Origin of the sequence: Ruegeria sp. HKCCD7251 (assembly GCF_013031165.1) — a bacterium.
Lineage (GTDB): Bacteria > Pseudomonadota > Alphaproteobacteria > Rhodobacterales > Rhodobacteraceae > Ruegeria.
Genome location: NZ_WPZC01000004.1, coordinates 34,263 through 60,359 on the forward strand (window position 1 = coordinate 34,263; position 26,097 = coordinate 60,359).

The 26,097-nt window shown below is 53.5% G+C and carries 20 protein-coding genes; 7 read left to right on the forward strand and 13 right to left on the reverse strand.

The annotated features are described in order from the left end of the window. Nucleotides 1-3: 3 nt before the first annotated feature. Nucleotides 4-504, reverse strand: a complete 501-nt coding sequence (locus tag GOX75_RS11725) for a hypothetical protein (protein ID WP_171123293.1) — start codon at nucleotides 502-504, stop codon at nucleotides 4-6. Between the two features lie 101 nt (nucleotides 505-605). Here GOX75_RS11725 and GOX75_RS11730 point away from each other — a divergent pair, with 101 nt between their 5' ends. Continuing rightward, nucleotides 606-1,058 (forward strand): SOS response-associated peptidase, encoded by a 453-nt coding sequence (locus GOX75_RS11730; protein ID WP_174825852.1) that lies wholly within the window; start codon nucleotides 606-608, stop codon nucleotides 1,056-1,058. 221 nt (nucleotides 1,059-1,279) lie between these two features. On the opposite strand, the gene GOX75_RS11735 is transcribed toward GOX75_RS11730, so the two are convergent. The 3 genes from GOX75_RS11735 to GOX75_RS11745 all read right to left on the reverse strand — a co-directional run bounded on the left by GOX75_RS11735 (nucleotide 1,280) and on the right by GOX75_RS11745 (nucleotide 5,160). Then, nucleotides 1,280-3,256 (reverse strand): bifunctional 2',3'-cyclic-nucleotide 2'-phosphodiesterase/3'-nucleotidase, encoded by a 1,977-nt coding sequence (locus GOX75_RS11735; protein ID WP_170388910.1) that lies wholly within the window; start codon nucleotides 3,254-3,256, stop codon nucleotides 1,280-1,282. A 496-nt stretch (nucleotides 3,257-3,752) separates the two neighbouring features. Next, complete coding sequence (locus tag GOX75_RS11740) at nucleotides 3,753-4,244, reverse strand: ATP-binding protein (RefSeq protein WP_170388911.1); 492 nt, start codon at nucleotides 4,242-4,244, stop codon at nucleotides 3,753-3,755. 16 nt (nucleotides 4,245-4,260) lie between these two features. Beyond that, entirely contained in the window at nucleotides 4,261-5,160 is a 900-nt protein-coding gene (locus GOX75_RS11745; RefSeq protein WP_171123296.1) for a LysR family transcriptional regulator, read from the reverse strand. Between the two features lie 96 nt (nucleotides 5,161-5,256). Between GOX75_RS11745 and GOX75_RS11750 the strand changes: the two genes are divergently transcribed. Continuing rightward, nucleotides 5,257-5,904 (forward strand): class I SAM-dependent methyltransferase, encoded by a 648-nt coding sequence (locus GOX75_RS11750; RefSeq protein WP_171123298.1) that lies wholly within the window; start codon nucleotides 5,257-5,259, stop codon nucleotides 5,902-5,904. 282 nt (nucleotides 5,905-6,186) lie between these two features. Beyond that, nucleotides 6,187-8,559, forward strand: a complete 2,373-nt coding sequence (locus GOX75_RS11755; RefSeq protein WP_254428788.1) for an autotransporter outer membrane beta-barrel domain-containing protein — start codon at nucleotides 6,187-6,189, stop codon at nucleotides 8,557-8,559. A 371-nt stretch (nucleotides 8,560-8,930) separates the two neighbouring features. Here GOX75_RS11755 and GOX75_RS11760 read toward each other — a convergent pair whose 3' ends face one another. The 4 genes from GOX75_RS11760 to GOX75_RS11775 all read right to left on the reverse strand — a co-directional run bounded on the left by GOX75_RS11760 (nucleotide 8,931) and on the right by GOX75_RS11775 (nucleotide 13,353). Next, nucleotides 8,931-10,235 (reverse strand): DUF6538 domain-containing protein, encoded by a 1,305-nt coding sequence (locus tag GOX75_RS11760; RefSeq protein WP_171123300.1) that lies wholly within the window; start codon nucleotides 10,233-10,235, stop codon nucleotides 8,931-8,933. A 40-nt stretch (nucleotides 10,236-10,275) separates the two neighbouring features. Continuing rightward, complete coding sequence (locus GOX75_RS11765; protein ID WP_171123302.1) at nucleotides 10,276-10,467, reverse strand: hypothetical protein; 192 nt, start codon at nucleotides 10,465-10,467, stop codon at nucleotides 10,276-10,278. A gap of 357 nt (nucleotides 10,468-10,824) precedes the next feature. Continuing rightward, on the reverse strand, nucleotides 10,825-11,694 hold the full coding sequence (locus GOX75_RS11770) for a class I SAM-dependent methyltransferase (protein WP_171123304.1): 870 nt from the start codon (nucleotides 11,692-11,694) through the stop codon (nucleotides 10,825-10,827). 768 nt (nucleotides 11,695-12,462) lie between these two features. Next, the gene (locus GOX75_RS11775; RefSeq protein WP_171123306.1) at nucleotides 12,463-13,353 is read right to left on the reverse strand and encodes an AraC family transcriptional regulator; all 891 of its coding nucleotides are present in this window, start codon (nucleotides 13,351-13,353) and stop codon (nucleotides 12,463-12,465) included. Between the two features lie 161 nt (nucleotides 13,354-13,514). Here GOX75_RS11775 and GOX75_RS11780 point away from each other — a divergent pair, with 161 nt between their 5' ends. Continuing rightward, nucleotides 13,515-14,468, forward strand: coding sequence for an SDR family oxidoreductase (locus GOX75_RS11780; protein ID WP_171123308.1), 954 nt, complete (start codon nucleotides 13,515-13,517; stop codon nucleotides 14,466-14,468). 527 nt (nucleotides 14,469-14,995) lie between these two features. On the opposite strand, the gene GOX75_RS11785 is transcribed toward GOX75_RS11780, so the two are convergent. Next, the gene (locus tag GOX75_RS11785) at nucleotides 14,996-15,322 is read right to left on the reverse strand and encodes a hypothetical protein (protein ID WP_171123310.1); all 327 of its coding nucleotides are present in this window, start codon (nucleotides 15,320-15,322) and stop codon (nucleotides 14,996-14,998) included. A 246-nt stretch (nucleotides 15,323-15,568) separates the two neighbouring features. Here GOX75_RS11785 and GOX75_RS11790 point away from each other — a divergent pair, with 246 nt between their 5' ends. Both GOX75_RS11790 and GOX75_RS11795 read left to right on the forward strand, forming a co-directional pair. Then, complete coding sequence (locus tag GOX75_RS11790) at nucleotides 15,569-16,471, forward strand: FkbM family methyltransferase (protein WP_171123312.1); 903 nt, start codon at nucleotides 15,569-15,571, stop codon at nucleotides 16,469-16,471. Beyond that, nucleotides 16,468-18,588 carry a glycosyltransferase family 2 protein gene (locus tag GOX75_RS11795; RefSeq protein WP_171123314.1) on the forward strand — a complete coding sequence of 707 codons (2,121 nt, stop codon included), beginning with the start codon at nucleotides 16,468-16,470 and terminating at the stop codon, nucleotides 18,586-18,588. Before GOX75_RS11790 ends, GOX75_RS11795 begins: the two co-directional genes overlap by 4 nt. 754 nt (nucleotides 18,589-19,342) lie before the next feature. Here GOX75_RS11795 and GOX75_RS11800 read toward each other — a convergent pair. Then, nucleotides 19,343-20,005: a substrate binding domain-containing protein gene (locus GOX75_RS11800; protein WP_171123315.1), complete on the reverse strand. Its 663-nt coding sequence runs from the start codon at nucleotides 20,003-20,005 to the stop codon at nucleotides 19,343-19,345. A 354-nt stretch (nucleotides 20,006-20,359) separates the two neighbouring features. Between GOX75_RS11800 and GOX75_RS11805 the strand changes: the two genes are divergently transcribed. After that, nucleotides 20,360-22,417: a DEAD/DEAH box helicase gene (locus GOX75_RS11805; RefSeq protein WP_171123317.1), complete on the forward strand. Its 2,058-nt coding sequence runs from the start codon at nucleotides 20,360-20,362 to the stop codon at nucleotides 22,415-22,417. A 757-nt stretch (nucleotides 22,418-23,174) separates the two neighbouring features. Here the strand turns inward: GOX75_RS11805 and GOX75_RS11810 are convergent. The 3 genes from GOX75_RS11810 to GOX75_RS11820 form a co-directional block, all read right to left on the reverse strand. Further along, a complete protein-coding gene (locus GOX75_RS11810) occupies nucleotides 23,175-23,543 on the reverse strand; it encodes an SMP-30/gluconolactonase/LRE family protein (protein ID WP_371808330.1) in 369 nt (122 codons plus the stop codon). 350 nt (nucleotides 23,544-23,893) lie between these two features. Further along, nucleotides 23,894-25,024, reverse strand: a complete 1,131-nt coding sequence (locus GOX75_RS11815; RefSeq protein WP_254428787.1) for a Gfo/Idh/MocA family protein — start codon at nucleotides 25,022-25,024, stop codon at nucleotides 23,894-23,896. Beyond that, nucleotides 25,021-26,082, reverse strand: coding sequence for a sugar phosphate isomerase/epimerase (locus tag GOX75_RS11820; RefSeq protein WP_171123321.1), 1,062 nt, complete (start codon nucleotides 26,080-26,082; stop codon nucleotides 25,021-25,023). Before GOX75_RS11820 ends, GOX75_RS11815 begins: the two co-directional genes overlap by 4 nt. Nucleotides 26,083-26,097 lie beyond the last annotated feature (15 nt).

A 26,097-nucleotide genomic window follows, 5' to 3' on the forward strand; every position in this document is an offset into this window, starting at 1 on the left:
CACCTAGTTCTTCAGTGGTTCCGGCTGTTCGGCCTGACACGCCAGAACCGCTTCGATTGCTTTTGCAGACCCGCTGAGATCTAGTTCAACCTCAGCCCCGCTTTCACCAATAATCGTGACACTTTGGCGTTTTCCAAACTCGGTTACAAATGCCGGGTTGTCGAAAAAGGCGTAACCACCGGGCACGCCATTCTTAAAGACACCCACCGCTTCGCCTTCAAACTTCGCATCACCAAAATCGAACTGTACGACCCCGGTCGCCCCATCCTCGATTTGAATCCAGGCCGGATTAAAAGCGGCAAAAAAGCCGCCGGCCTGATTGGGTGCTGCGCCGATTTCAACGGTCATGTCATTTTCAAAGGGCTTCCATGCGAGACAGCCGTTGCCCTTTTCGGGATCAATCAGGATTGTCCAGTCGCCGGTTTCACCCCACCGCTCCATACCAGCGGCATGAAGTAAGCTTGCAAAAAACAAAGCCAATGTTGTCAGCACATACCTGTACATTTTTAACCCCAGATTAGTTTTGAAGGTTTACCCATCCTACCGATCAAGGAAGATCAATCAAACGATACAGGACCAAGAAATCAAAAAAGACTGGCGCCATCCTGCAACCTCATGCCTGGAACAATGCGCGGGACGACCAGGTCCTGAAGAGCGGGCTGTGGAAGAACAGCTTCGAAGAGCGCCGTTGTCTCGTACCTGCAAGTTCGTTCTGCGAGGCGCAAGGGCGCAATCCAGCCACATACCACTGGTTCGCACTCAAGGGCTCCGGGGCTCGCCCACCGTTTGCGTTTGCCGGGATGTGGCAGGTCTCGCGATACGAAGGCAAAGAGGGCCCAGAAGAGGTTCCCGCGTACACTGTGATAACCACCTCAGCGAATGACACTGTGCGTCCGATACATCCGCAGAGAATGCCAGTCATACTCCGTTCTAGTGACTATGAGGCCTGGTTGGATGGCAGCGCAGCGCAGGCCTTTGAACTGCTAAAGCCCTATGCCTCAGATGAGATGGATATCGTCAGATCGGGCGTAGGAGAAAAGTCTGACATTAGTCTTTGAACGGCACGGTGTTTGAGAGAGTTCCGATCATTGAATGTCCGCTTACCATCTCGCCTTGGACATCCGACGTTTTTTGTCAGATGTCTGCACCGAGCCCAAAGCAGACGTTCATTCTGACCACTGATAGCTTTTGAACATCGCAGACGGGCGGTCAGCATAAGCCAGATGGTAGCTGCTTTAGTTGACCCCCAGCTCCCCCAAAGTATGCAAATGAGATTGAACTAGAGCTTGATGCGGAAAGCCGCGAAACCGTCTGTGCCTTCTCCGGCGTCTTCGATTGAAACGCCTTTGACGTCGCCAATGTAGTCTCGGGCCTTTGGGCCGGTTTCGAAAAGAACGGTTGTGTTCTCAAGAGGCGCAAAGGACCAATTAGCGTCCGCTTTTGGGTTGATCGTTCCCTGTTCAACAATATAGCGCACAATGACGTCGCGATTGGTGTCTGGGGCCTCGAATACGATTGTATCACCCAGTGCGCCAGGGAACGAACCGCCGCCCGATGCACGATAATTGTTGGTGGCAATGATGAACTCCATGTCATCAGTGACCGGTTCACCTTGGAAGGACAAGTTCACAATTCGGGCTGCATCGGGATTCGCCACTTCGCCCTTTGGTCCAAAGCGCGACGGTTGTGACAGGTCGATCTGGTATGTCACACCATCCATTACATCGAAATTGTAAGACGGAAACTCAGGATTCAGTAGAACCGCGTCTTCTGAGCCTGACTCGATCGTGTTGAACATTCCGGCCGATCGCTCCAGCCAACCACGCAGCTGAACACCGTTCACTCGCACCGCGCGCACCGTATTTGGATAGAGATACAGATCAGCCACATTTTTTATAGCAACATCCCCAACCGGGACATCGGTGTAATAGTCGGGGCCTCCGCGACCACCCGCCTTGAACGGCGCCGCCGCTGACAGGATCGGCAAACCTTCATGCTCGGTGCCTTTTAGCATTTCTTCGACATACCATTTCTGCGCGATTGAAACGATCTGAACAGACGGATCATCAGCAACCAGCGCGAAATAGCTGTGCAATGGAGCAGATGTCTTGCCGACTGCTCGACGGACATAGGCGAGCGTTTCGTCGTGATCCTTCGCAACCGAGTCGAGAACCTTCTGATCGTCTCCGACCAAAGCGGTGATTGAGCGGTCTTCATTGCGTTGGGAAATCGCACGGGCCTCAGACGTAGTGGTAATCACACGCCACTCATTTCCTTCCCGTTCCAGCAGCAGATCCAGCAAACCAAGATGTGAACCCCAGAAGCCGCCCATGACAGCAGGTTTGCCCATAAGGGTGCCCTTTTCGACATCGATGCCGGGTCGGTCCGAAAATGTCGGCGAGGGGAAGACAAGGTGATTGTGGCCCGTGACCAACGCGTCGATCCCGTCAACACCCGCCAAAACGACTGATGCGTTTTCCATACCGTCGACATGATTGGCGTCACCGATCCCAGAGTGTGAAAGGGCGATGACTAGGTCACAACCTTGTTCTTTCATCTCTGGCACGTATGCCCGCGCGGTTTCGACGATATCGCGGGTTTGAACATTGCCTTCCAGGTGCTTTCGATCCCAGTTCATGATCTGCGGCGGCGTAAAGCCAATTACTCCAATTTTGATCGAGTGCTTAGTCCCATCACCCATTTCGATTTCACGGTCGATGATTGCATAAGGCTTGATCAGCGTTTTGTCGTCACGCGGAGTTGCACCTTGTGCCTTTGAAACATTGGCCAAAACGACCGGGAACTCCGCACCCGCGAGTGATTTTTCCAGGAAATCCAGCCCGTAGTTGAATTCGTGATTGCCCAGAGTTGCGGCATCATAGCCAACGATGTTGAACGCGGTGATAATGGGGTGGGCGTCCCCTTCTTTCATGCCACGCTCATAGGCGATGTAGTCACCCATCGGGTTCCCTTGAAGAAAGTCACCATTGTCGACCAAGATCGAATTTGTCGCCTCAGAGCGAATTTCGTTGATGATCGAGGCCGTACGGGACAAGCCCACGGTGTCACGGGGTTTGTCAGCATAATAGTCATAAGGGAACACATGGACGTGGATGTCGGTTGTTTCCATAATGCGCAAATGCGCTTGGTTGTTGGCAGCCAAAACTGAAAAAGGATGCAAGGTGATCGCCGCTGCACTGGCTGTTGTTGCAAGAAACTGGCGACGCGAAATTGACGAGCGGCTGGAAAATGACATGGGTGACCTTTCGAATTGGCTGGCAACGAGAATTGTTGCCGCTTTTGCATAACGATCTTATGACAGTATTTCCTATCACATCTTGCAGACTTATTTCAGGGGTTTTGGACGAGCACCAAGCACCAACTCAGGGCAGTTGTTAAGTGATTGCGTCCGGTGAAACCAAGCTAGGAGTGTTTTGACAACGTATTTGCAAAATACTCAGTGCCATTTACCTTCGTCCGTGCGGCATTGACGGCGCTGAACTATTCTGAAGGTGGTCGCCGGAGCCAGTACTGGCCAGTGCGTTGCTCGAGCCCGCCAGTGACGTACGTTAACCAATAATCGGTGTAAACGACATTGCGGTTTTGCCTTCGCCTTGAGCCATGAAGGACACACACGCATGCACCTCTTGTTGCCGCGCGTACTCCGGACTTGAGACCCCGTGAAAGCTGTCTGTGAGCATTAGCCATCCGTCGATGCAGAGCAGGTGCTCGAAACATGTTTGGTGCCGCCGCTACTGACGGTGAGTTATTATGTTGAAACCTTCTTCGGGCAATGGTGGCACGAAATGCCGCGCAATACGGCGATATTGATCTTCTGTTGGTGCAAAGGCATGCGCGCCTTCTCTGTTGCGCTTATGCAGCCTGTGCAGACAAACTTCATCTGGCAAATCCAAAAAGTGAAGGTGCTGCTGCGCAGCCGTGTCTTTCAGCAAGTCGCGCATCCAAGCTCTATTTTCAATTGTGTTCGCTGGAAAATCGAGAACCACTGAAACGCCAGCCTTCAGCAAAGAAGCCACGTGACGCCCCATGACCGGTCGCAGTTTCCAAGCGCAATTCACGTAGTCCTGCAGGGACTTCATCTGGTCGCCAAACAGGGCGCTAAGCCATTCATCTTCTGAAATGAGCACGACTGCGTCTCTTTCCGCTAGTTCCGCTGCCAGAGTAGATTTTCCAGAAGCGACTTTGCCGCATAGCAAGTGAAGCGTTGGAATAGCCTGTGACATAGAACGAACTCCCGGATTACCTGATGGTCCCTGCGCTAAGTTGGTCCGCTAGTTGATCAAATACCAACCTGATCCTTCGTGCGGTATGTAACTCGGAGTGTGTCGCCAGCCAAATCGGGAACTTAAACGGCTCGCGGTCGGGGAGCACGCGCTCCACACCAGGTGTTAAGGCAGCCACATCATCCGACATTACACTTACGCCAAAACCTTGGCGCACCAGTTGCCAGGATACAAACCCGCTTTGTGAGCCAATCCTGAAGCTCTTTCGGGTTACTTTAATGCCCGCCGGATCGAGAAAACCGATCATCGTGTCGATGTCCCCAAACCCGACAAAGTCCAATTTCGCAATTTCGTTTTCATTTTTCGGCCGTCCCACCTGATCAAGGTACGAAGGTGCTGCGTAAAAATGGGCCGTGGCCTCGGCGACAAGCTTTGCTGTCAGATCCGGCTGAGTTGGACGCACATGTCGGATGGCGATATCAGCCTCACGTCGCTGTATGTCTCGTATGTCATTTGCAGCAACGATGTCGATCTCTAGTCGCGGTGCCGCAAGTCGGATCTTTTTCAGTATAGGTGGCAGCTGATAGGCAGACATCACATCGGACGCAGTAATCCTGACTTGCCCTTCAACAGCTTGCGACTGGCTTGTCGCAGTAAGAGAAATCCTGTTCGCCACATCCGCCATTTCTCTGACATGCAACAAAAGCTCGGCGCCAGCAGTCGTCAAATTAAGCGACTTGCCGACTCTTTCAAACAGAGTGATGCCAAGGGCCGTTTCCAGCGCAGCAACTTGACGGCCAACAGTGGGTTGAGTTTGCTCAAGAACGCGTGCGGCTGCGGAAAACGAGCCTTCTTCGGCTGTCGCAAGAAAGGACCGTACCTGGTTCCAGTCGAAATTGATTGCCTTCCAGTTCATGCATTTATGAATAACACTTCTGCAAATTGTGGCAATTCCATAAATGATTGTTTGGAAGTAAAGGATACGGCGACAACCTTTTTTGAGAGTAATGAAATGACTGCTTTGTCCAAGGATGCCGCGTTCTGGAGCAATATCTCACAAAAGTATGCGGCAGACCCAATCCGCAACATGGAAGGGTATCTGAAAACACTCGAGCTCACGAAGTCGTATCTGAAAGCGGAGGACAACATACTGGAAATCGGGTGCGGGACGGGTTCAACCGCGCTGCTGCTTGCACCGCATGTCGCCCATGTCACTGCCACGGATCTCGCTCCGGGCATGATCAAGATTGCCGATGAGAAGCGTGCTAAAGAAGGATTGGAGAACGTCACTTTCAAGGTGGCTGAAGTTCTTGAGCATGGTTTAGATGAAGGTTCTTACGATGCGATCTTGGCGCATAATTTGCTTCATCTTCTGCCCGATTTGGACCAAGCGCTCGAGCACATTTCCGCACTTACAAAACCCGGTGGGCTTTTCATATCCAAAACCGTCTGCGCACCTGAGAGCGGTGGTTTCAAGTATGCGATGATCAGTCGGATCGCCATCCCAATCATGCAGGCTCTTGGGAAAGCCCCGTTTGTGCATTTTGTGTCTGGATCAGTGCTTGAAAGGAAAATCGCGTCCGCAGGCTTCGACGTGCTTTATTCTTCTGATCAAGCCTCAATGCTCCAGAGCCGCTATATTGTCGCGCAAAAATCTTGAAGTTTTAGTTCGTTTAGCTGCATCCGTTGAAACGATCTTTGCGTAAACTTGCACGATACTTTCATACTGGAAGGAACGGAGTTACCTCGGCCTGCTTGTACCTTAAGAGTGTTGTTGCGAAAGGCCGTTTTGTCCGCATAGCAGTCGTTCATGCCGAGTATGGCGAACGACTGCATAGAGCCCAAAGCAGTCAATCGTTCAACTTTTTTCGAGCACGCCAAAAGACTCACAGTGTATCACATTTGGGTGTACTCTCGCCGATGGAATAAGAGGAGAAAGGTGATGGAAACAAAGAGCTCGGCACCGACGGCACAACATGCTCAGCGTTCAGTTTTCATTAATTCAACACTGGGAGCCTTGGCTTTTGTGCTGGTGACGGACGACGCGCAAGCTCAAAGCTCGCAAGCCTGCGTAGAATTGGGTTCTCCTCGGATAGAGTACTCTTCTGGATCTGAAAGCACTCGCGTTAATCAAACAATCTCAACGACGGAACGCACGTGTCTTCCGATCCCAAACGGGCCCATTACAGGACTAACAATTGGAAACTCCTCAATCACGTCCTCAGGTGAAATTGAGTTGTACGTTCCCGGCCAAAATACCGTTCCAAGCAATGCTTCAGTTTTAACTCTTCTGAATGTTGATGTCGCGGCGGGCAGCGGAGACTTTGTTTCCCGAGAAGCCTTGGCGACAAACATCAACGGGAAGCTCCGAGTGAACCTTATTGGAACGTCGATCGGTTCCGGCAGGTCAATGACATTCGCGCCATTCAACGGGGCGAATATCGACCCCACTGAAGTCTACTTCCAGTCTGACCGACCGTTAACCTATGACAACCTGACTGTTATGGGAGCGACCGAGGTGGTTTTCGGGGCGTATTTTATCCAAACCCGGATTGCAGAGGCTTCTGACTTCACGCTGACGAATAGTTCGATTTCTTCGACCAGCGATATGGCGATAGCCGTAGGTACAACCGTTCGTCTTGATGCGGCAAGCAGTTTGAACACCGTAAATTTTGAGAACTTTGGCACGCTGGCCGGAACGGGAACCGTGAACGCATTCAACTTCACAGTTAAGAACGGCGGGGTGCTTTCGCCAGGCTTTTCAATTGGTACACTCAACAACAGTGGCGGAATCGCCTTTGAAACTGGGTCACGGCTCTTAACTGAAATCGATCCGACGGCCGGGCAGAAAGCTGACTTGGTGTCATCCAGCGGGCCAGTTACAGGAATTAACCGCGCCACAATTCAAGTAGAGGCTGCCCAACCTGGTCTGACTGCACAAGATTATGCTGCTGGCAACAATTACACTGTTTTTCGGGCTTCCAGGTTTGATGGAGACTCACCGACGCTTGTTGCAGGAGGATCTCTTCCTGCGTTGTCTAATTTGACGATAGCCAACACGCCGACCACAGATGGTCAGATTGATATAGCATTCACGGCGCAACCGGTCTCAAGCTTACCTCAGAACCCAGCAGTTACCAATTCGCCAAATGCCAGCAATCTGGCTGGCGCGGTGGCCAACACCACAAACATGTCACCCGGAACCAATCTGACCAATGGGTCAACCTTGGGTAATGCCGTAAACACGCTTACCAATTCAGGTCTGGCTGGGTTTAACCGTGTGCACGCCGAACCTTATTCCTCCAACTTGACCATTGGGCTTGAGCAATTAGACCTGATAACCAACACAGTTCTGAGCCACGCTGACTGCCGCAAATATCAAGCGGTCGGCTTCAGCAACAAGGATCAACCCGTTGCATCAGGCGGCATCGACACGGCCCAGAGCCCGACTGGCGCAATCGACTGCTCTGATCGGCGCTGGTGGATCGACACGGCCTATGTGAGCGGGGACGTTGATGGAAGTAACGGCCTTGGCACATTCGACTATTCGCTGGGCACCATTTTGGTCGGAGCGGATGTCGCAAGTACCGATAGAGGAGTTGTCGGCGTCTATGCGGGCTTCGGGACGTCCTCCATGGATGAGCACGATCAAGTCGATCAGGACTTTTCGACCGACAGCTATCACGTGGGTGTCTATGGGCGTACAACAACCGGAACATGGGAGTTCTCTGGGCTGATCGGTTATATGTTCGGCGAAACGGACGCCAACCGGAATAACCCTTCTGTTGATGGCTTTACGGGAGGCGAGGCAAAGTCTGATTTGGACCAAGAAGGAATTCACGCCGGTATCCAGGCACGGAAGCTGCTTAACCTGGACAGCGGTGCAAGGGTCTCTACGGTTTTTGGATTGAACTACGGGCGTATTCAACAAGGTTCAGGCTCCGAGACTGGCGGTGGTGATTTCAACTACTCAATTGAAAAAGCGAACGCGGAGTCCCTGGTCGCTTCCATTGGAGTTGATTATCAACGCGACTTCTTGACAGAGAGTGGTTTGCTAACCCCAATCGCCTTTGCCCGGTATGAATATGACTTCTTTGCCAACAAAGACAGTGAGCACGAAATCACTGTAACGAGCCCGATATTTGGCACGTTCACACAAGTCGGACAAAACCGAGGGGCAAATGGCTTCGTGCTTGGTCTAGGGCTAGGGTATCAGATTTCTGATCTGGCGAGACTAGCGGCAGGATATGGCTACTCAGTTCGCTCCAACGGCCAAGAGCATGGCCTCGGTGCAAACTTAAGCGTTCGGTTCTGATAAGGCAGTACTGTTGTTTTTCCTTTAGGCAGGAAACTGGCCAACAACCATGTCGGGACATTTTTCAGTGAGCCTTGTGGATGCCATCTTTGTCCGCATTGCAGTCATTCATGCCTAGCGCAGCGAGTGGCGGGATTTAGAAAAAAGAAAGCAAAGTCAGCACCCCCGGGCAACCCGCTAAGGGCCGCCGAGGGTTAGGTGTCAGGGTGGTCTACGGTTGACGACTTAGTCCGCCAACCACTGCCAATAAGCTTCAGTGTCACGGAACCCTTGAGCCCTAGCAGCCAGATCTTCCGCCGCTCTACGGGTGCAACCGCCATCGTATTCGGCGATAGCAGCTCGCTCCTCGAACGCATCAATGTCGGGAAAGCTCATACCGGAAGCCGTATCTGATCGACGATGGACCGGCGTTGCTCGTCACTGATCCCAGCCGAATAAATCCCGTAGGTGATCCCGTTCTCCGACCGTGCCGATTGGTGACCAACCAGAGATGCCGTGAAGTGTTCAGGAACACCTGTTCTTTCGCACTGGGTCACAAACCACTTGCGGGTCGAATGAAACACCAATCCCGGTCGCGCCAAGTCTAGCCTACGTCTCAGTCTCGCAAACCCCTTGGTGACATGCGCCACGGTGAGATCAGGAAACAGAGGGCCAGATGCGGGTAACTGCCGGAAGGTCTCGTCCAGAACTGGGTGAACCGGGACCAGTCGCTCCGCCGCGTCGGTCTTTAGCAATCTCAGTTCATTTGGTTTGACATGAACGAAGCACCCTAGATTGCCCTTGGTCACGAGGTCTTCCCGGAGTAACCCAACCGCTTCCCCCGCTCGCATTCCTGATAGCAGGCAGGTCAGCAGAACTGGATGCAGTTCCCGGTCCTTGGCTCCCAGCAAGCGCACGACTTCATCGTCCGTTGGAACTGCATAGGGTTGAGGACGCACCTTGCGATCGAAGAGAACGGTTCGGAAGGGGTTCTGTTCCAGATGCCCCTCGTAGACCACCCAGTCGAGGAAGTGGTTGACCTGAGACCAGATACGCCGCTGGGTTCTGGCTGTTATGGTCACCGATCCCCGAGACGAGTATGTCACCAGTTGGTCCAGGGTCAGTCCACGGCTCCGCTCTGACTTTCCGATCATCGGGGACAGTTGGGCAATTGCGGACAGAAACTCTCGTCCGTCTGCTCTGGTCAGGCTGCAAACAGATTGGTCAGCAAAGCGACTAGAGAACAACCCGACAGAGTATCGGACCGATTTGAACCCGCTGGGACTTAGCTCGTTACTTCGCTTGTTCAGATAGGCTCGGCTCAAGTCACGAACTAGCACCTTCACCGGCGCTGATGGTCTGCCGAAGCTGGACCGCTCCAGATTACACCCAGAGTCCTCCAGAGTGGCCCGGAGATGGACGAGAGACGACTCCGGTTGGTCAGCCCATTGAGGAACGTCAGCGGCGCTCTCAGGGGCAGACAGGGCTTCTTCGGCTTGCGACCGAACTTGTTCAACCAGCGTTTCGAACCGGGCATTAACTTCAGCGGCTCGGACGCGGGCGGTGTTGCGGTCACTGGTCTTAAGGCTCTGCTTCAGCGCCTGAGCGCCCAGCGCGAGAGCCACGTCAACGGGATAGTTACGTCTGAACAGCCACGTATGGCCCTTTAGATAGGCATAGCGAATGTGAGCAGACATAGGTCTCCTCCTTTTCTGTTTTGGTTTTTGGGGATTGCCGTTAGGCGCTAGAGACAACCCGTAGGATCATCTCGAGGGCCGGTTCGCCGTAGGTACCAGCCAGAGGGCCGGTGACAGCAAAGCCGGTCACACAGTCTTCGAACACCTCTTCCACGCGGAACAGATGTTCAGGGACGTCATCAAAGGCCTGGATGACCACGACGTCACCGGGGTTCAGTTCCAGTTCAGTCATCGTGGGACCTCCACGTCCAGAGAACTGCCAGCAGAACCAGCGGCCGAGACAGCGGGGTGCGACCGAGAGACCACCCAGAGCATCGTCGTCAGGACGGCCCTGGGCGGTGGGTGCAAAAGAAAACCCCCGACGAGAACGCCGAGGGCAGACAGGTACTTCATGGATCAAACTCCTGCAGTTGCTTCTTTATTTAGATGCAGGAGGTTGCTCAGTTTTGGCTGGGAAGCGGACGTTCAGGTTTTACGCGCGGATGGCAGGTTTGCGAACGGCACCTGCGTTAGCGTGAATGTCCCAGGGCGAATATCCATACGGCGTATTTTGAGTGTCACTTAGTGGGCTTTGTCTACTATTTTGTCGTCATTTTTTTGTAGCAAGAAAGACCAAATGACCTGCGAAGACCAACTTCAACGTATTTTCATACCGAATACCGGGTGTTGTTTTCGCGGGTTCACCGTTGAGCACTGAATTGAGAATGGAATTTCTAAAATAGGGACCCATGTCCTTTCGGTTGACACTCCAGTGGTGAAGTAGAAGTGATAAAGCGTCGATTCCGGAATATAGCTTTTCCAAAGTAAACCCGTGATCTTCTACAACCGTCTTCCAACCCAAAGGCGTGAAGTTAAAAAGACTGTGCCAATGATAAGGCTCGCCTCCTGAGAGACTCCCAAAAAAGATTCCACCCGGTTTCAAAACACGGTTAATTTCGTTGAGCAGCAGTTCAGGATAACGAACATGCTCAAAGACTTGCTTGGAGTAGCAATAATCGAAATAGCTGTCATCAAAAGGAATGTTCACCCCGTCGTAAATCGACACTCCTTCCGGTAGATTTTGCAAATCAGAGATATTGTATGATTCTTTTATTTCGATGCCGCTCCACTTGGTCTCGTTGTTTATTTCATTAAACATGCCTTTAGACCGTCCAGAGCCACAGCCGATATCCAAAACTCTTGGTGTTCCAGTTTTTGAGAAAATCTCGTTCGCCAAAAAATTAGGGTTCATTGCTTCATAGCGTTCGCTTGGTACTGAATCACCCAACAATCTGACTAGTGACTTGTAAGCAGGGTTTACGTAGTCGTCGAATCGAGAGAGTTTAATACCGTTGATCTCTACCGCTGCAATTTGATCAACCGAAGTTGGATCCTGTTCATCAGCATGAGAGTCTTTCGCCCACTTTTGATCAATTATGGGTTTGGTTTTTTGGACGAGTTTGGCTAAAGCTTGTCTCATTCTGTTCGATATTCTTTTGGCCACGTCGATTTCTGTTTCTGATTAAATATCAGGCAACTAGTGTGCTCTTTAGGTTGATTTTTCTGCAGCAGGACAACTAAGGAATAGCAGTTAAAGAAGTCGACGTGAAGAGGCTTATCATCTTTGTGGTTGCAATATCGCAGGCTGGTAGACAATTTCTTCCGGTTTATGACTCTTGTTCGCCATTCTCGATCCTCCGTTTCTCAAACATAACGGTGTTCCAAAACAAATGGGGCTCTAACAAGTCCTTCGCTACGTAAGAAATGAACATCCGCTCCGCCCCAACCCGCCAGCACCAGCGAGCCCCCGAAATCGATCGTCAGCGGTTGTCTCAGCGCCAGTGGACGGGTCAGCGGTCTCGACAGCACCCGTTAACAATCTCTCTAGCGGTCAGAAATGCCCCTTGCTCATTCCGCTGATGCTCCATTCCGCCCCCGAAACCGCCCCAGTTTCTGGGGCTTCGCTGAAAAGCCCTTAGCAATCATCGGAGGGCAAGGATTCCTACCACCCCAGCCAGATCATCGGAACATGGAACGACACTAGGCACTTGGGGCTAAACCCTCGGCGGCCCTTAGCGGATTGCCGCGGGTGCTCACTTTGTTTTTTTCTTCAAAGCAGACGTTGTTGGTTGCGGACTGGCTAAATGACCGGGGTGCGGACAAATCCATCATTCGGTACAACGCACCTAATGACCGTAGCACCACCTCAAACGGACATTCGTCTCAAACGTAAGCTCACTGTTACACCTTAGGCCATTCGTTCGGGCCCCTGCGCCGCATGGCTCCATTGCCGAGGCGACTGGCCGTACATCCGTTTGAACTCCCGGCTGAACTGAGACGAGCTTTGATAACCTACGTCCCATGCCGCCTCCGACACGGTCTTTCCTTCGGCAATCTTCATGGCGGCGTTGTTCAGCCGCATAGATTTCACGAACTGTATTGGAGACATTGTCGTGGCTTCTTTGAAACGCCGATGGAAGACCGCCCGGCTCATGCCGACGTGGTCGGCCATATCGTCGATGGTGACCTGTTCATTCAAGTGGTTTGAGACGTAGTCGATGGTGCGCGCGATTTCGTTGCCGACGCCAAAGGCTCGTCTTGCGGAGGCCCCGGCCTCGCCCATGAGCACCGCGTAACACAACTCGCGCATTCGCCCCTGCCCGAGCACCTCCAGCTCAACCGGATTGTCGAGCAGATCGAGAAGCCGCAGCAATGCCTGCGTGAAACCACTATCCCAGGACGCCAATGCCAAAGCCGATGGCGCGCCATCCCGCAATTGTTTGTTGCCACCAGCGGCGGCCTCGATCTCCATGGTGAGCTCGCGCATCATCCGTGGCTCCAGCGTAATCACCACGCCGAGCAGAGGATCGTCCTTGGACGCCAATGGCGTGCCCGCCTCCACCGGTAAAGTCATGGGGCACAGCAGGTATTTGTCGCTGCCATAGACGTGGTGCTCACCCTCCAGAACAGCTTCCTTGCTGCCACTGAGAATAGCCACCACCGTGGGTTCGTAGACAGCAGGCACGCAGGGCATGGCCTCGGTCACCCGGAAAAGCTGGACGCCTTTCAACGCGGTATCGACGAGGCCTGCCTTTGGCAGACGTCGCTCGATAAGGTCTTTGATCTGGTCTTTGTTCATGCACTCTAGCTGGCAGAGGACTTTCATCTTTGCAATGGGGCTGAGACGATTGGGCAAGTAATCGAGAGTATATCGCCTGTTTCCGTGCCCAGTCAGGTTCTATCTGTGCATTCAAGCAACAACACCTTAAACCGCCAGCTTGGGCCGGCAGGAGACAGAAAATGGCAGATACGACATTCGGACCCAAAGGCTGGACACCCGAGCGCCTCGGCGACCAGTCAGGCAAGACCTACATCATCACTGGCGCCAACGCTGGCGCAGGCTTTCAAGCCGCGCGCATTCTTCTGAAGAAGAACGCCAAGGTGGTGATGCTGAACCGCTCGGCCGAGAAATCCGAGGCGGCAATCGCGGACCTGAGACAGGAATTCGACGCGAAAGCCGACGTGAGCTTCGTCCGCACGGACCTATCGGTTTTGGACAGCGTGCGCGAGGCTGCCGAAGAAGTTCTGAAGACGGTGCCTCGGATCGACGCGCTTATCAACAACGCGGCCATCGCGCAGGTGCCGACGCGCAAGCTGACCGTCGACGGGTTCGAAAGCCAGCTTGGCACCAACCATTACGGACATTTTCTGCTCAATGGTCTGCTCTTTGACCGCATCGCGGAAAGCAAAGGCCGGATCGTGGTCGTCGCCAGCCTCGGCTACAACATGGGTCTCAAGACCATCAAGTTCGACGACATGAACTGGGATGAGGGCTACGGAGCGAACACCGCCTATTCGCAGAGCAAGCTGGCGCAGATGATGTTTGCTTACGAGCTGCAGGACCGGCTGGCCGCTGCAGGGCGCAGAGAAGTCGAGGTCTTCGTCTGTCATCCCGGCTCATCAGCCACATCGCTGATAACCACCAGCGGCAGCCGCACGATGCGGTTCATCTGGTGGCTGATGACCAAGACGCCGATGGTACAGACTGCGGAACAGGGCTCATACCCAGAGGTCATGTGCGCGACAGAAGAGGCCCTGACCGAGCAACGGGCCCTCTATGGCCCGACGGGCCGAATGGAAGCGGTCGGCCCGGTCGGCAAGGGCACACTGAACGCTCACGCCCATGACAAAGCTGTCATGACACGGCTTTGGGAGGAGTCTGAAAAAGCTGTTGGGTTCGATTGGAAACTCTGACCACTTGATTGAAGTCAGCTACCAGCGCACCAGTTCAGAGAGCGGACATTGGTCCGCTGGGCAGCATGTGGGAGGTTTGGTGATCAGCCCCACCTGAGTGGTCCATTTTGTATACTCATTGAAGGAAGGCTGGAAATCGCTTCCTGAAATAGACATCGTTCACGAGGGGTGGATGGATGGCGTGTTTTAGGTATCTCTCGCAGTAATCCCCTTTAATAACAATGCTTTTATCTTTCAAAGCAACACTCCCCGAAATTGCTGCCCGGAAAAACAATGCACAGGCAGATCACTCAACAACCCATTTAAGAACGCCGCCCACTCTTTCCGACGAAGAGGCCGGGCCATGTCACTTTTCGGGTTTATGCGAAGTCTGCAGAAATTCACCACCGTTATTGCGGAGGGGCGCGAGCTTTGTTCCGTATTAGTTCACTGTTTTTGAAGAAAGCTAGGTTGGTTCGATTTCGTCTATCAACACCCGAAAGACAACTATACTGCACTTTGCGGTACTCTCGACGAGTGTGCCGGCATCACATTGAAACAGGATTCGGGAAGTACAGGGACACTGTTCCCTCAAGATCGTCATTGCCCTCAAGATGAGAATTTAAGGAATTGGTAAGGGCCAGATTTGGGAACTCTTCCTGCATGAAGCTTAAGGTTTTTCCGGAAATCGGAAAATGAAACTCTCGCAGGCAGCGCGAAAATGCATCGGCCCCCGCAATTCCAGAATTTAACATTTCGAAAGTCATCTCGTCAGCCTTACTATAGGGCATATCAATTTCACTTACGGTCGATTTATGCCTCCTATTATACGGAAAAACAGTAATCTTAACTTTGACGCTTGAAGTCTGCTTCATAATATTCTGCTTTTGATTTTTGCACGGCAGTCGCGCCCGCTTTCAGAACCAACTGTTAGTCGTGTCGAAGCCAACCCTCTATTCGCAGACACCAACACTTTAAGCGCGACGTTGTGCAGTTCCGCAATGAGGCACAGGCACCTTCACCATCGCAGCCTTTGAGATTCCTTGCAAGAAGGCGCGGCTTGATCTAGCCATTTTGTCGAAGTACTGGGAACTCGCGTATTTGAAAAAGACAGTAACCAAATGATACAAGCACAGGCGGAACGATGGTCATTCTTGCACGAGGTTCTGCCTATTGAGCGAAACCCCGTTGTCGTTGATGTCGGCGCAAACCCTTTGGAAGACCCAGCCTATAAACCATTGATGACCCAAGGGTTATGCGATGTGGTCGGTTTCGAGCCGCAAGAAAGCGCCTATCAGGAGCTGCTTAAGATCAAAGGGGACAATGAAACTTACTTCCCTTTAGCGTTGGGGAACGGAACAGAGGCTGAGCTGAATATATATTCCGGGTCCGGCTTGTCTTCCGTTTTATCATTAAGTGAAAAGACCCGTGCGTTTCTGGGCCGCTCCAAGCGTGCGGCGAAGCGGCTAGATTCTGTTAAAATGCGGACGTCGCGGCTAGACGATATCGAAGAAATTACTAATTTGGACCTGTTGAAAATCGACGTTCAAGGCGCCGAGGTCGACATTTTCGAGAATGGCCGCGAGAAGCTTCGTGATGCGGTCATGATCATTTCGGAAGTCCGGTTTTATGAGCTCTATGAGGGTGAACACCTTTTTGACGAACAAATAAGGGTGCTTCGTAGCATGGGGTTCTCAATTCACAAGTTCATGTCGCTGAAGTCCAACCCCATTCACAATTCTCATATCGGCTATCTCAGGAAAAGACGCTTTGGCAGCCAGCTTTTAGATGGCGATTGTGTCTTCCTGATGAATCTACGGGACGTCGAGGCCGTTTCAAATGAGCAGCTTTGCTGCGCTGCCATACTAGCGGACGCCGTAGTGGAAAGTTTCGATGTCACACTCAAATGCCTTGAGGCACTCCGCAAGCGCAATAGCTTGGACGCCAGCGTCTTAGACAAATACGTCGATATGCTGCCGAACCGCGTAAAGGCTGACCCCTTAAAGAAGCTTAATCATTCATGACCCTGACAGTGCAAGACATTGAACTTTCGGGGTTTGTTTTACCCTATGATGACGACCAACTAATTCGCCGGGATATCCACGAAGATATTGCTGACCCGGAAAGCTATTACAAAAGATACGACCAAAAGACACTTTTCTACGATTGTTTTCTTGATCAAACCGGAACTCAGGTCGTCCTGCTTGGGCCACGGCTTTTTAATCTGAAACGTCTCCTTGAAGACACGGATTTCCGCTTAGATGGGATACCGATTAAGCCGCTAGCTGTTGAGAAGCTCTCAAGATGTTCCGTCGTTTTGTTGCCAACAGCAGGCGCAAAGCCAGCCGTGCTGACACTCAGCCATGACAGGTTTGGTGGTAATATTCCTGTTGGCGCGTCTTTTGTTGAGGCGTATCGCGACACCAATGCGCTGTTCGCACTTTCCAAGAACAACGAGCTATCGTGGATTCAGGATTGGCTATATTACAATCATAAAATTCATGGGGCAAACGCGGTTGTTTTCGCGGACAACGTGTCGACTAAGTACAGCCGTGACGAACTGGTTCGCGCCATCTCCGCAGTCGAGGGCATAGAGCAGGCAACAGTGGTTCGGGCCCGGTACCGGTTTGGCCCCACGGAGGAAAAATTTGACAATGCCTTGTTTCTGCAGCGTTCGCTGGCAGAGCTTTTTCGTCGCCGTTTTCTGGGGGCTGCGCGAGCTGTCATAAACACTGATGTCGATGAGCTTTTCCATTCGAAATCAGGCCGTTCGATCTTTGACGCAACTGCTGAAAGTGAAAGCGGTTATGTCCGAGCCGACGCTCGTTGGGTGTATGTCAACGACACCAAAGGCGAATTTTTGCCACGGCACCGACATCATGGGTTCGTCACCAAAAGCGGCAAGCCGAAGTCCAACAGGAAATATGCTGTCGCTCCCGCAGGGTCGCAGGCGGGGCGACAGTGGCTTACCCATTTCATTCAGAGCCGCCGGGACCCGGTCGACCCAGATTTTGAACTTTGGCATTTTCGAAACTTGAATACTGGTTGGAAAGAGGATCGCAGCATCAGTAGCGGGGCGCTTGAGGAGTATTCGCCCTTGCAAGACGCGATGTCAGCCGTTTTCGGCGGCAGGGGGGGGCGGCCACCTCTGGTTCCCCTAAGCAGACACCACAATGCGGACCGACAAAAGCTGATTGTAACCGCAATGAAAAACGAGTCTTCATTTATTCTGGAGTGGATAGCGTATCATCGCGCCATCGGCTTTAATAATTTTCTCGTGTATACTAACGATTGCAGCGACCACACAGTCCAGCTTCTGGAGGCGCTGCAAGCGAGAGGATACCTGTCGCATGAAGAAAACCGCGTTTTGCGCCGGGGACCGCAGAAAAGCGCGTTGAAATATGCACGCGAGCATCTGGATGCAGAACAGGCGGACTGGGTTCTGGTTTCTGACATAGACGAGTTTCTGAATATTCACATCGGCAACGGCACCGTAGATGAATTGATTGACAGTCTTCCGGGTGCTGATGCCATTCCTGTGACCTGGAAGATTTTTGGGTGCGGCGATGTAATCGAATATGCCGATCAGCTGGTTACCAACACATTCTTTGATAGTGAACGTTCCATCGGCGACGGCGGCATGGAAAACAGATTTGCAAAAACGCTGTTCCGGCCAACCAATGATATCGAGCGGTTCGGCACCCACGGCCCTATTGTCGTGGAGGGTGCCGATTTCGTCTGGATGTCACCCGACGGGCGGATATTAGGGGAGGACGACAACCTGACGCGCCCAGTCAGCAGCTTTTCCTATGAGGTGGCCCAGATAAACCATTACGCTGTTGGGTCTGTCGACGCGTTCCTCGTTAAGCGTGACCGCGGACGAGTCAACCACTATAGGCAGACAATGGACATGGACTACTGGGCAAAAATGAATAGATCAGGCGCCAAGGACTCCAGTATCTTGCGCCACCGTGACCGCATGCTGGCGGAAATGGATGCGCTGCTCGCGGATCCAGAGATCAAAGCTCTTCATGACAAAGGGGTGGAATGGCGGCGGAAAAAAATCGAAGAATTGAAAGGGAATCTGGTTTTTGCAGAAATGCGGGCCTCTATCCTGGCTAAATTGGGTACAGGAGACTGAACTGGTTTATCCACCAGGGTTCGACCAAGCCTCGGTTCGATGCAGACGCCGCGAACTTAAGCGGTACAAAGCCTTCATCACCCAATAGAAACATCGGTGCGTGTCGACTCAAGCGTAACCCGTGAGTGGTGTTTAGTCTTGGCCGCTGCTACTTTGAGCATTCTCACTTATCATTCGTTTTCAATTACTTAACCCTATATCCGACGTTTCTCAGCCATGACTGCTATCGGCCTCTCACTCTGTTTGGGGGAGGTCACCGCTGACGTGCAGACAGCAAGACAAACTAGCAAGACGCGTGTGATCTGAACGGGGGCATTTCTCGGAGGGATTAATCCCAAGTGCCTAGTCTCGTTCCATGTCCTGATGAACTGGCTGGGGTGGTAGGAATCCTTGCCGTGCGAGGATTAGACACAGCTTTTTGGCGAAGCCCGAGAAATTGGTTCGGTTTCGGGGGCACTTCTGACCGCTAGGTCGACCGCTGGAGGGCCGATTACGAGACCGCTATGTCGTCAACCGAAGACCACCCTCGTAGACATAACCCTCGGCGGCGCCTAGCGGGTTGCCGGCGGAGTTCCGCTTTGTTTTCTTTTTCCTGGAAGCCGCCATTCGCTACGCCAGGCATGAATGACTGCCCTGCGGACATAGTTGCCATTCAACAATTTCCGTTGAAAGTCCGCTGTCAAAAAAAGTACCAAAGCCAAGGAATTCGTTCGCGCAGCGAAATTTATGCGCCGTCACGGGAACACTTGCTACTCTATTCTGCCAAGAAATCAATCATTGCACGGGTCTTAGCCGGCAAATTTGAGCGGCTTGCATAGATGACATTCACTCCGGCGGGTGGCGAGCTGTACTCTTCCGGGATCGGAACTAAAAAGCCTCTCGAATTCTCCTTTTGGCAAGCAAGTTCTGGTAGGCGCGTAATGCCGCGACCCGCCAGCGCAAATGCTTTCTCGGTTTGCGCGTCATTGCAGCGAACCTTGGGAGCGATTGGAACATTAATCGTTTCAGAATTTTGCCCGGGATATGTCCAGCTCTGCGAAGTTCCATGTGCTGTGAAATCTATCAAATCGTGGTTGGTCAGATCACTGGGATGGATCGGCAGCCCCTTGCACTCCAAGTAAGACGGTGCGGCGACAGTAAGACGTCTGGCCTTGAACAACTCGCGGGTGATGAAGTCCGACGGTCGCAATGCTCCGATCCGCACCAATAGATCAATGCCTTCGGAAATCATGTCGGCGCGTCGCTCGGAGACGTCGATGTTCAAAGTGAAATCGGGATAGCGCTCAAGAAATTCGGGAAACCAGTGGTTCAGGCATCCATGGGCGAAGACGACTGGAACGCTCATGCGCAATTCGCCGTAAGGTCTGTCCCCGATGGCATGAAGTCGGCCTTCGATCGGGCGGGTTTCTTCTATCATCCTGCGGGCGTTTTCAAAATACGTCTGGCCAGGTTCCGTCAGGCTAATCTTTTGGGTTGTCCGATTCAGCAAACGGGCACCCAGTCAGGTTTAAAGGCGCGCAAGGCACGTGCTCGGCTAATGTCCCACCTTGAAGGAAAACACTACCCATGAAGCCTTTGTTCAAATGCGTGCTAACGGCAAACGTACGATTTCGAATTTGGTTTAATCAAAACTCTCACGGCGGCCATCGGTTGAGCGGGTGAAAAAGTCCATTTCCTGTGATTGACACATTCTCTTTCAAACGCAGTTTACGGACTATACATCCGCACCAAATACCACTATCGCCAGGTCTTTCCCGGCATTTGGTGACCCATGCAAGATTTCTCTGACCTTCCGAAAACCTTATCCATAGCACTTTCCCAAAAAGGCTACAGCGGCTTGACGCCTGTACAAAAGGCTGTGTCAGATGAAGCGCTGGCGGGAAAAGATCTGCTTGTCTCTGCGCAAACCGGGTCTGGCAAAACCGTAGGCTTCGGGCTGGCGATGGCGAAAGAGCTTCTCGACAAGCACGGTCGGTTGGACCGACCAGCCGTGCCGCTGGCCATGGTCATCGCACCCACGCGCGAACTGGCCTTGCAAGTCCGGCGAGAGTTCGACTGGCTGTTTGCCGAGGCCGGAATAGTCACTGCGTCAGCCGTCGGTGGCACGGATGCCCGCACCGAGCGCCGGACGATTGAGCGCGGCGCGCATGTCGTGATCGGCACACCCGGACGGCTGCGTGATCATATCTCACGTGGCGTCATCGATCTGAGCGATTTGCGGACTGTCGTTCTCGACGAAGCCGACGAGATGTTGGACATGGGGTTCGCCGAAGACCTTCAATACATCCTTGACCAAACGCCTGAAAACCGCCGCACCTTGATGTTCTCGGCCACTGTTCCGCGAGGAATCGCCAAGCTTGCCCAGACTTACCAGAAGGAAGACGCGCAGCGGATCAAGGTTGGAAACGCAGAAGCACAGCATTCGGACATTACCTATAGCGCCTTGAACGTAGCCCCGTCAGATATCGAAAAAGCAATCATCAATTTGCTGTGCTATCACGACGCACAAACCGCGATCGTGTTTGCAAATACCCGATCCATGGTTGCGCGTCTGACCGCAAAATTCTCCAATCGGGGTTTTTCTGTCGTCTCACTCTCAGGGGAACTCAGCCAGACAGAGCGCACCAATGCACTGCAAGCCTTGCGTGACAGGCGCGCGCAGGTCTGCGTTGCGACAGACGTGGCCGCCCGTGGCATTGATCTTCCAGGGTTGGAGTTGGTGATCCATGCAGATCTCCCGTCGAATGCGGAAACTTTACTGCATCGCTCGGGGCGCACGGGCCGCGCCGGGCGCAAAGGAATGTCCATCTTGATCGTACCAGGACGGCACCGCTCGAAGGCGCAACGATTGCTGAAAACGGCCAAGTTGGAGGCCGAATGGGGCGTCCCTCCCTCAGCGGATGAGGTGCTCGCTCGGGAAGAGGCGCGCATCATTTCCAATCCTGCCTTAGATGAGCTGCCAAGCGTCGAGGAAACGGCTTTTGCAGAACGGCTGCTTAGGGGAAGGACACCAGAGCAGGTCGCGGCAGCCTATTTGCGCCTCTACCGAGAGCGCCACTCAGCGCCGGAGATTCTGGGAACGGTGTCAGAGACTAATAAAAGCAAATCTGAAACGCGCGCGGCGTTTGGGCCAAGCACTTGGTTCTCACTTTCCTTGGGGCGCAAACAGCGTGCAGAGCCGCGTTGGTTGTTGCCAATGCTGTGCCGCAATGCGGGTCTCTCCAAAGACGCCATCGGCGCAATCCGCGTTCAATACCAAGAGACTTTTGTCGAGATTGCCAATGATGCAGTGCCTGCAATGAAAAAAGAATTGGGTGCCGAACTCACCATAGAGCAAGGTGCGACGCTGACTGAGCTGGCGGGCACACCAGATTTCGATGCCTCGCCTAAGGGGCCACCTGCGGCACCACATTCATCAAACGACGCTGCCAAGAACAAAAGGCCTGGTTCAGGCAAACCGTCAAATGCTGCGCGCACCTCCAAACGCTCAGAGCAAAATGCCCAGATTGCGTCCGAACGCCCAAAGGACAGAAGAAAGCCCGCGGCAAGCACATCGGATAGGCAAGCTAGAGAAGACAAACCAAAGCAGGCAAATGCTTTGCGCTCGCAGCGGACAAGCGAGAACGGAACGGAAAAATCACAGCCCACCGCGAAGGGAAAGAAGGGGCAAAAACATGACGAGAACGCCTCTGACTCATCTAAATCTCTGAGAGCACGAAAAGCGCTTCACAAGGCTAAAAACAAAGGTTCCAACGCATCTCGTTCAAAACACAGAAACGGCAAGGGCGGAGAAGCAAGACCGTTCCGCAAGCCTTCAAAGAGAAGCTGAGCGTTCAGACACCTGTCGGTAGGTGTTGGGAAAAGATATCGAATGTGTCTCTTCGCACGGGCAAACCACAATAGTATGCCCATGCGGCACGTCCACGTCTTTTGGCAGCAATTTAAGGTAAAAATTTGAATCCAACGCGACCCTAACCAACTTTCTGGAAATCACCGATATCGCCGGTATGTAGTTATTCATGTAGAGCCCAGCAGTTAGCAATTTGAGCTCTTAACAGTCCTTTGCGACACTAGACCTGAACGACAGTGCCCCCCCACCCGCCAGAACCTGAGACCGCCTTCAGCCACCCTGAAACCAGTCGTCAGCGGTCGTCTCTGGGCCAGTAAACCGCTACTTTGGCGATCGGGAATACACTGACAGATCCTATAGGCTGGGCAGCGAGAGAATGATGTCCACGCCAAATTTCAAGGCGGCCAATTATACCGATCTGTCAATCATGTTAACCGCCGCATCCCGTGGACACCATACTCAGCGAATAGAGGTACCAAGGCAGATTGTTCCGCTATGCGGCGCCGGAAGGGCCTCCGTATCTCAAAGCACAACATAAACCACTGTCGAGCTGTATCTTGTAGATGGCTTGATACCTGCCTTGGCTCCGCTTGGCTAATCTCGTTCTCAGGCCTTAGTGCATGGTCGCATATTTTGAGAACCCGGAATGCAGCCGTTCAAAGAATGGTGGCGTAAAACTTAGGGACAACAGCTTCGATCAATTTTGCTCTGTCTTTGTGTAGCTTTAGGTCTTTGGTCACTTCGGTTCAAACGGTGTTTCGGGCAGGCCCTGATAGTCTGCCTGCGCCACAAAAAGAGCGCCTTCGTCGGGGTTGTCGGCCAGCCCCATGGCGTCCAGATGTTTTGACTGCGTGGTGATGTAAAGCTGATCCCGATTTTCCCCGCCAATGGCCCACACAGTCGGATACGTGGCCAGTGTTTTCACGGCCAGATCCAGACACCCATCTGGCAAGCGGCGCTCAACCTGCGCGTCGCCGGGTACCGCGATCCAAAAATCGCCTTCGGTATCGACGCTTGCACCGTCAGGAATGCCGTCTTCGTCTTTGCCGAACACAACGAACTCGGACTTTTGCCGGGGCTGAGTGGTCTCGATACTGCTCCCGATGACTTCGCTAGGAGGCCAGTGGCGCCATCATATTACCTCAGGCAGCGGGGTCGGTTTCAAGCCCGACCTGTCAGGGCACCGTGAACTGACGGTCGAGGCCCAACACGCACCGCTGAACTTTCCGGGAATGCTTGACGCGGGGCCAGACGCTTAGCTTACGCTATGATGATTTCGACACTCAGGATCGAATTTCACTTCAGAACCATCGTTGGTTTCTGAGCGTCCAAGGCCGCTTCATACTGATCCTATTCGCAATTCTTCCCTAGATCGAACGCCACGTACAATGCCTTGAGCTAGCTACAAGACGATTACGGGAATTTCTGCCCTTATCGGCAAGCTGGCGCAAATTTTCAGGAATCCAGAACATTCGAAGGAAAACGGTACCAGCAAGAATCTTTCTTTGAAGACTCCAGCGCGCCGGAAATAAACGCCATGCCCAGTAACCCGCTTTGCAGGTCGGGCAGCAAGTCGACGCTTTGGTCTCCTCTTATCAAAGCGGCGGCCTCGGCATAAAGCGTTGCAAAACCTTCCAGATAGCCTTCAGGGTGGCCGCCCGGCACGCGCGTGACTGCGTTGGCGGCATCAGAGGCTCCGGCACCGCCGCGTGTCAGGGTTTGAGTGGGCTGTCCAAAGCGGGTGAAGTGCATATGGTTTGGATGTTCCTGCGACCATTCCAGCCCACCGCGATCACCGTAGACCCTCAGGCGCAAGCCGTTTTCGTTGCCGACGGCAACTTGACTGGCCCACAGCATGCCCCGCGCGCCGCTGGCATAGCGCAGCAGGATGTGGGCGTTGTCATCCACCTGACGGCCTGGAACCATGCTGGACAGGTCTGCTGCCAGATGCGAGGGGACCTCACCCGTTACGAAATGGGCCAGATTGAAGGCATGTGTGCCGATATCCCCGATGGCCCCTGCCCCTGATCGCGCGGGATCGGTGCGCCAGTCAGCCTGTTTGTTGTCAGACGCGGCGGGTTCCGTCAGCCAGTCCTGCGCGTACTCCACCTGCACCAGCCGCAGTTTGCCCAGATCGCCCGTCTGCACCATCTCACGCGCCTGACGGATCATCGGATAACCGGTGTAATTGTGGGTCAGGATGAAATGCGCAGACGACGCTTCGGCTGCAGTTTTGATCCGTGCGGCATCCTCAGCCGTGGCCGCCAATGGTTTGTCGCAAATGACGTGAATCCCGGCCTCAAGAAACGCGATGGTCGGGTCCGCGTGCATGTGGTTGGGCGTTACGATGGCCACCGCGTCGATGCCGTCGTCACGGGCAGCTTCGGCCTGCGCCATCTGGCGGAAATCAGAATAAGACCGTTCGATGCCCAACTCCTGCGCCGAGGTTTCCGCACGCTGCGGGTCGGATGACAGTGCCCCCGCCACCAGGTCCCATTGTCCATCCAGTCGGGCGGCGATGCGGTGGACGCCACCAATAAAGGCACCCTGCCCGCCCCCGACCATACCCAGTTTCAACGTTTTCATTGGCCCAACCCCAACATGGATCGGATCATGGCCTGATCGACCTCGCCCCCTGCGAAATCGTCAAAGGCCTTGTCCGTGGTTTCGATGATGTGGCGCGCGATGAAAGGCGCGCCCTCGGCGGCCCCCTGTTCGGGGGATTTCAGGCAGCATTCCCATTCCAGCACCGCCCAACTGTCATAGCCGTACTGCGTCAGTTTCGAAAAAATCGCGCTGAAATCCACCTGTCCGTCGCCAAGTGAGCGGAAGCGGCCGGCCCGATTGGTCCAGCCCTGATAGCCAGAATAGACACCTTGCCGCCCAGTCGGGTTGAACTCGGCATCCTTGACGTGAAAGGCGCAGATGCGCTCGTGATAGAGGTCGATGAACTCCAGATAGTTCATCTGCTGCAGCAGGAAATGCGAGGGATCATAGTTGATCTGGCAGGCCTCGTGCCCGTCTACGGCGTCGAGGAACATCTCGAAGGTGGCACCATCAAACACGTCCTCCCCGGGGTGGATTTCAAAGCCAATGGCAACGCCCTGATCGGTATAGGCATCGAAGATCGGACGCCAGCGGCGGGCAAGCTCGGCAAAAGCCTCCTCAATCAGACCCTGCGGGCGTTGCGGCCACGGATAAAGATAGGGGAAGGCCAGCGATCCGGTAAAGCTGACGGTCGTATCCAGCCCCATGCGCCGTGCAGCGACGGCGGCTTTCTTGACCTGGTCCACAGCCCAGTCCTGCCGCGCCCGAGGGTTTCCATGCACGGTCTCGGGCGCGAAGGCGTCAAAGGACTGATCGTAAGCGGGATGAACGGCGACCAATTGGCCTTGAAGGTGGGTCGACAGTTCACTGACCTCAACGCCCGCATCGCGGCAGGTGCCCAGCACGTCGTCGCAATAGGTCTGGCTGTCTGCGGCCTTGTCCAGATCGAACAGCCGCCCGTCAAATGTCGGGATCTGAACGGCTTTGTACCCCAGACCCGCTGCCCATTCCGCAATCGATCCCAGCGAATTGAACGGAGCATCATTATCCGCAAACTGTGCCAGAAATAACCCCGGTCCTTTGATCGTACCCGGCATATCAGCCTCCCATGA

What these genes read in the sequence shown, in the direction of transcription:
- GOX75_RS11765 (WP_171123302.1), bottom strand. Translation starts at nt 10,467, where the DNA reads ATGACTGAACTGGAACTGAACCCCGGTGACGTCGTGGTCATCCAGGCC.
- GOX75_RS11725 (WP_171123293.1), bottom strand. Translation starts at nt 504, where the DNA reads ATGTACAGGTATGTGCTGACAACATTGGCTTTGTTTTTTGCAAGCTTA.
- GOX75_RS11750 (WP_171123298.1), top strand. Translation starts at nt 5,257, where the DNA reads ATGACTGCTTTGTCCAAGGATGCCGCGTTCTGGAGCAATATCTCACAA.
- GOX75_RS11775 (WP_171123306.1), bottom strand. Translation starts at nt 13,353, where the DNA reads ATGAACAAAGACCAGATCAAAGACCTTATCGAGCGACGTCTGCCAAAG.
- GOX75_RS11820 (WP_171123321.1), bottom strand. Translation starts at nt 26,082, where the DNA reads ATGCCGGGTACGATCAAAGGACCGGGGTTATTTCTGGCACAGTTTGCG.
- GOX75_RS11785 (WP_171123310.1), bottom strand. Translation starts at nt 15,322, where the DNA reads ATGAAGCAGACTTCAAGCGTCAAAGTTAAGATTACTGTTTTTCCGTAT.
- GOX75_RS11800 (WP_171123315.1), bottom strand. Translation starts at nt 20,005, where the DNA reads ATGATAGAAGAAACCCGCCCGATCGAAGGCCGACTTCATGCCATCGGG.
- GOX75_RS11745 (WP_171123296.1), bottom strand. Translation starts at nt 5,160, where the DNA reads ATGAACTGGAAGGCAATCAATTTCGACTGGAACCAGGTACGGTCCTTT.
- GOX75_RS11815 (WP_254428787.1), bottom strand. Translation starts at nt 25,024, where the DNA reads ATGAAAACGTTGAAACTGGGTATGGTCGGGGGCGGGCAGGGTGCCTTT.
- GOX75_RS11805 (WP_171123317.1), top strand. Translation starts at nt 20,360, where the DNA reads ATGCAAGATTTCTCTGACCTTCCGAAAACCTTATCCATAGCACTTTCC.
- GOX75_RS11755 (WP_254428788.1), top strand. Translation starts at nt 6,187, where the DNA reads ATGGAAACAAAGAGCTCGGCACCGACGGCACAACATGCTCAGCGTTCA.
- GOX75_RS11790 (WP_171123312.1), top strand. Translation starts at nt 15,569, where the DNA reads ATGATACAAGCACAGGCGGAACGATGGTCATTCTTGCACGAGGTTCTG.
- GOX75_RS11760 (WP_171123300.1), bottom strand. Translation starts at nt 10,235, where the DNA reads ATGTCTGCTCACATTCGCTATGCCTATCTAAAGGGCCATACGTGGCTG.
- GOX75_RS11780 (WP_171123308.1), top strand. Translation starts at nt 13,515, where the DNA reads ATGGCAGATACGACATTCGGACCCAAAGGCTGGACACCCGAGCGCCTC.
- GOX75_RS11735 (WP_170388910.1), bottom strand. Translation starts at nt 3,256, where the DNA reads ATGTCATTTTCCAGCCGCTCGTCAATTTCGCGTCGCCAGTTTCTTGCA.
- GOX75_RS11740 (WP_170388911.1), bottom strand. Translation starts at nt 4,244, where the DNA reads ATGTCACAGGCTATTCCAACGCTTCACTTGCTATGCGGCAAAGTCGCT.
- GOX75_RS11770 (WP_171123304.1), bottom strand. Translation starts at nt 11,694, where the DNA reads ATGAGACAAGCTTTAGCCAAACTCGTCCAAAAAACCAAACCCATAATT.
- GOX75_RS11795 (WP_171123314.1), top strand. Translation starts at nt 16,468, where the DNA reads ATGACCCTGACAGTGCAAGACATTGAACTTTCGGGGTTTGTTTTACCC.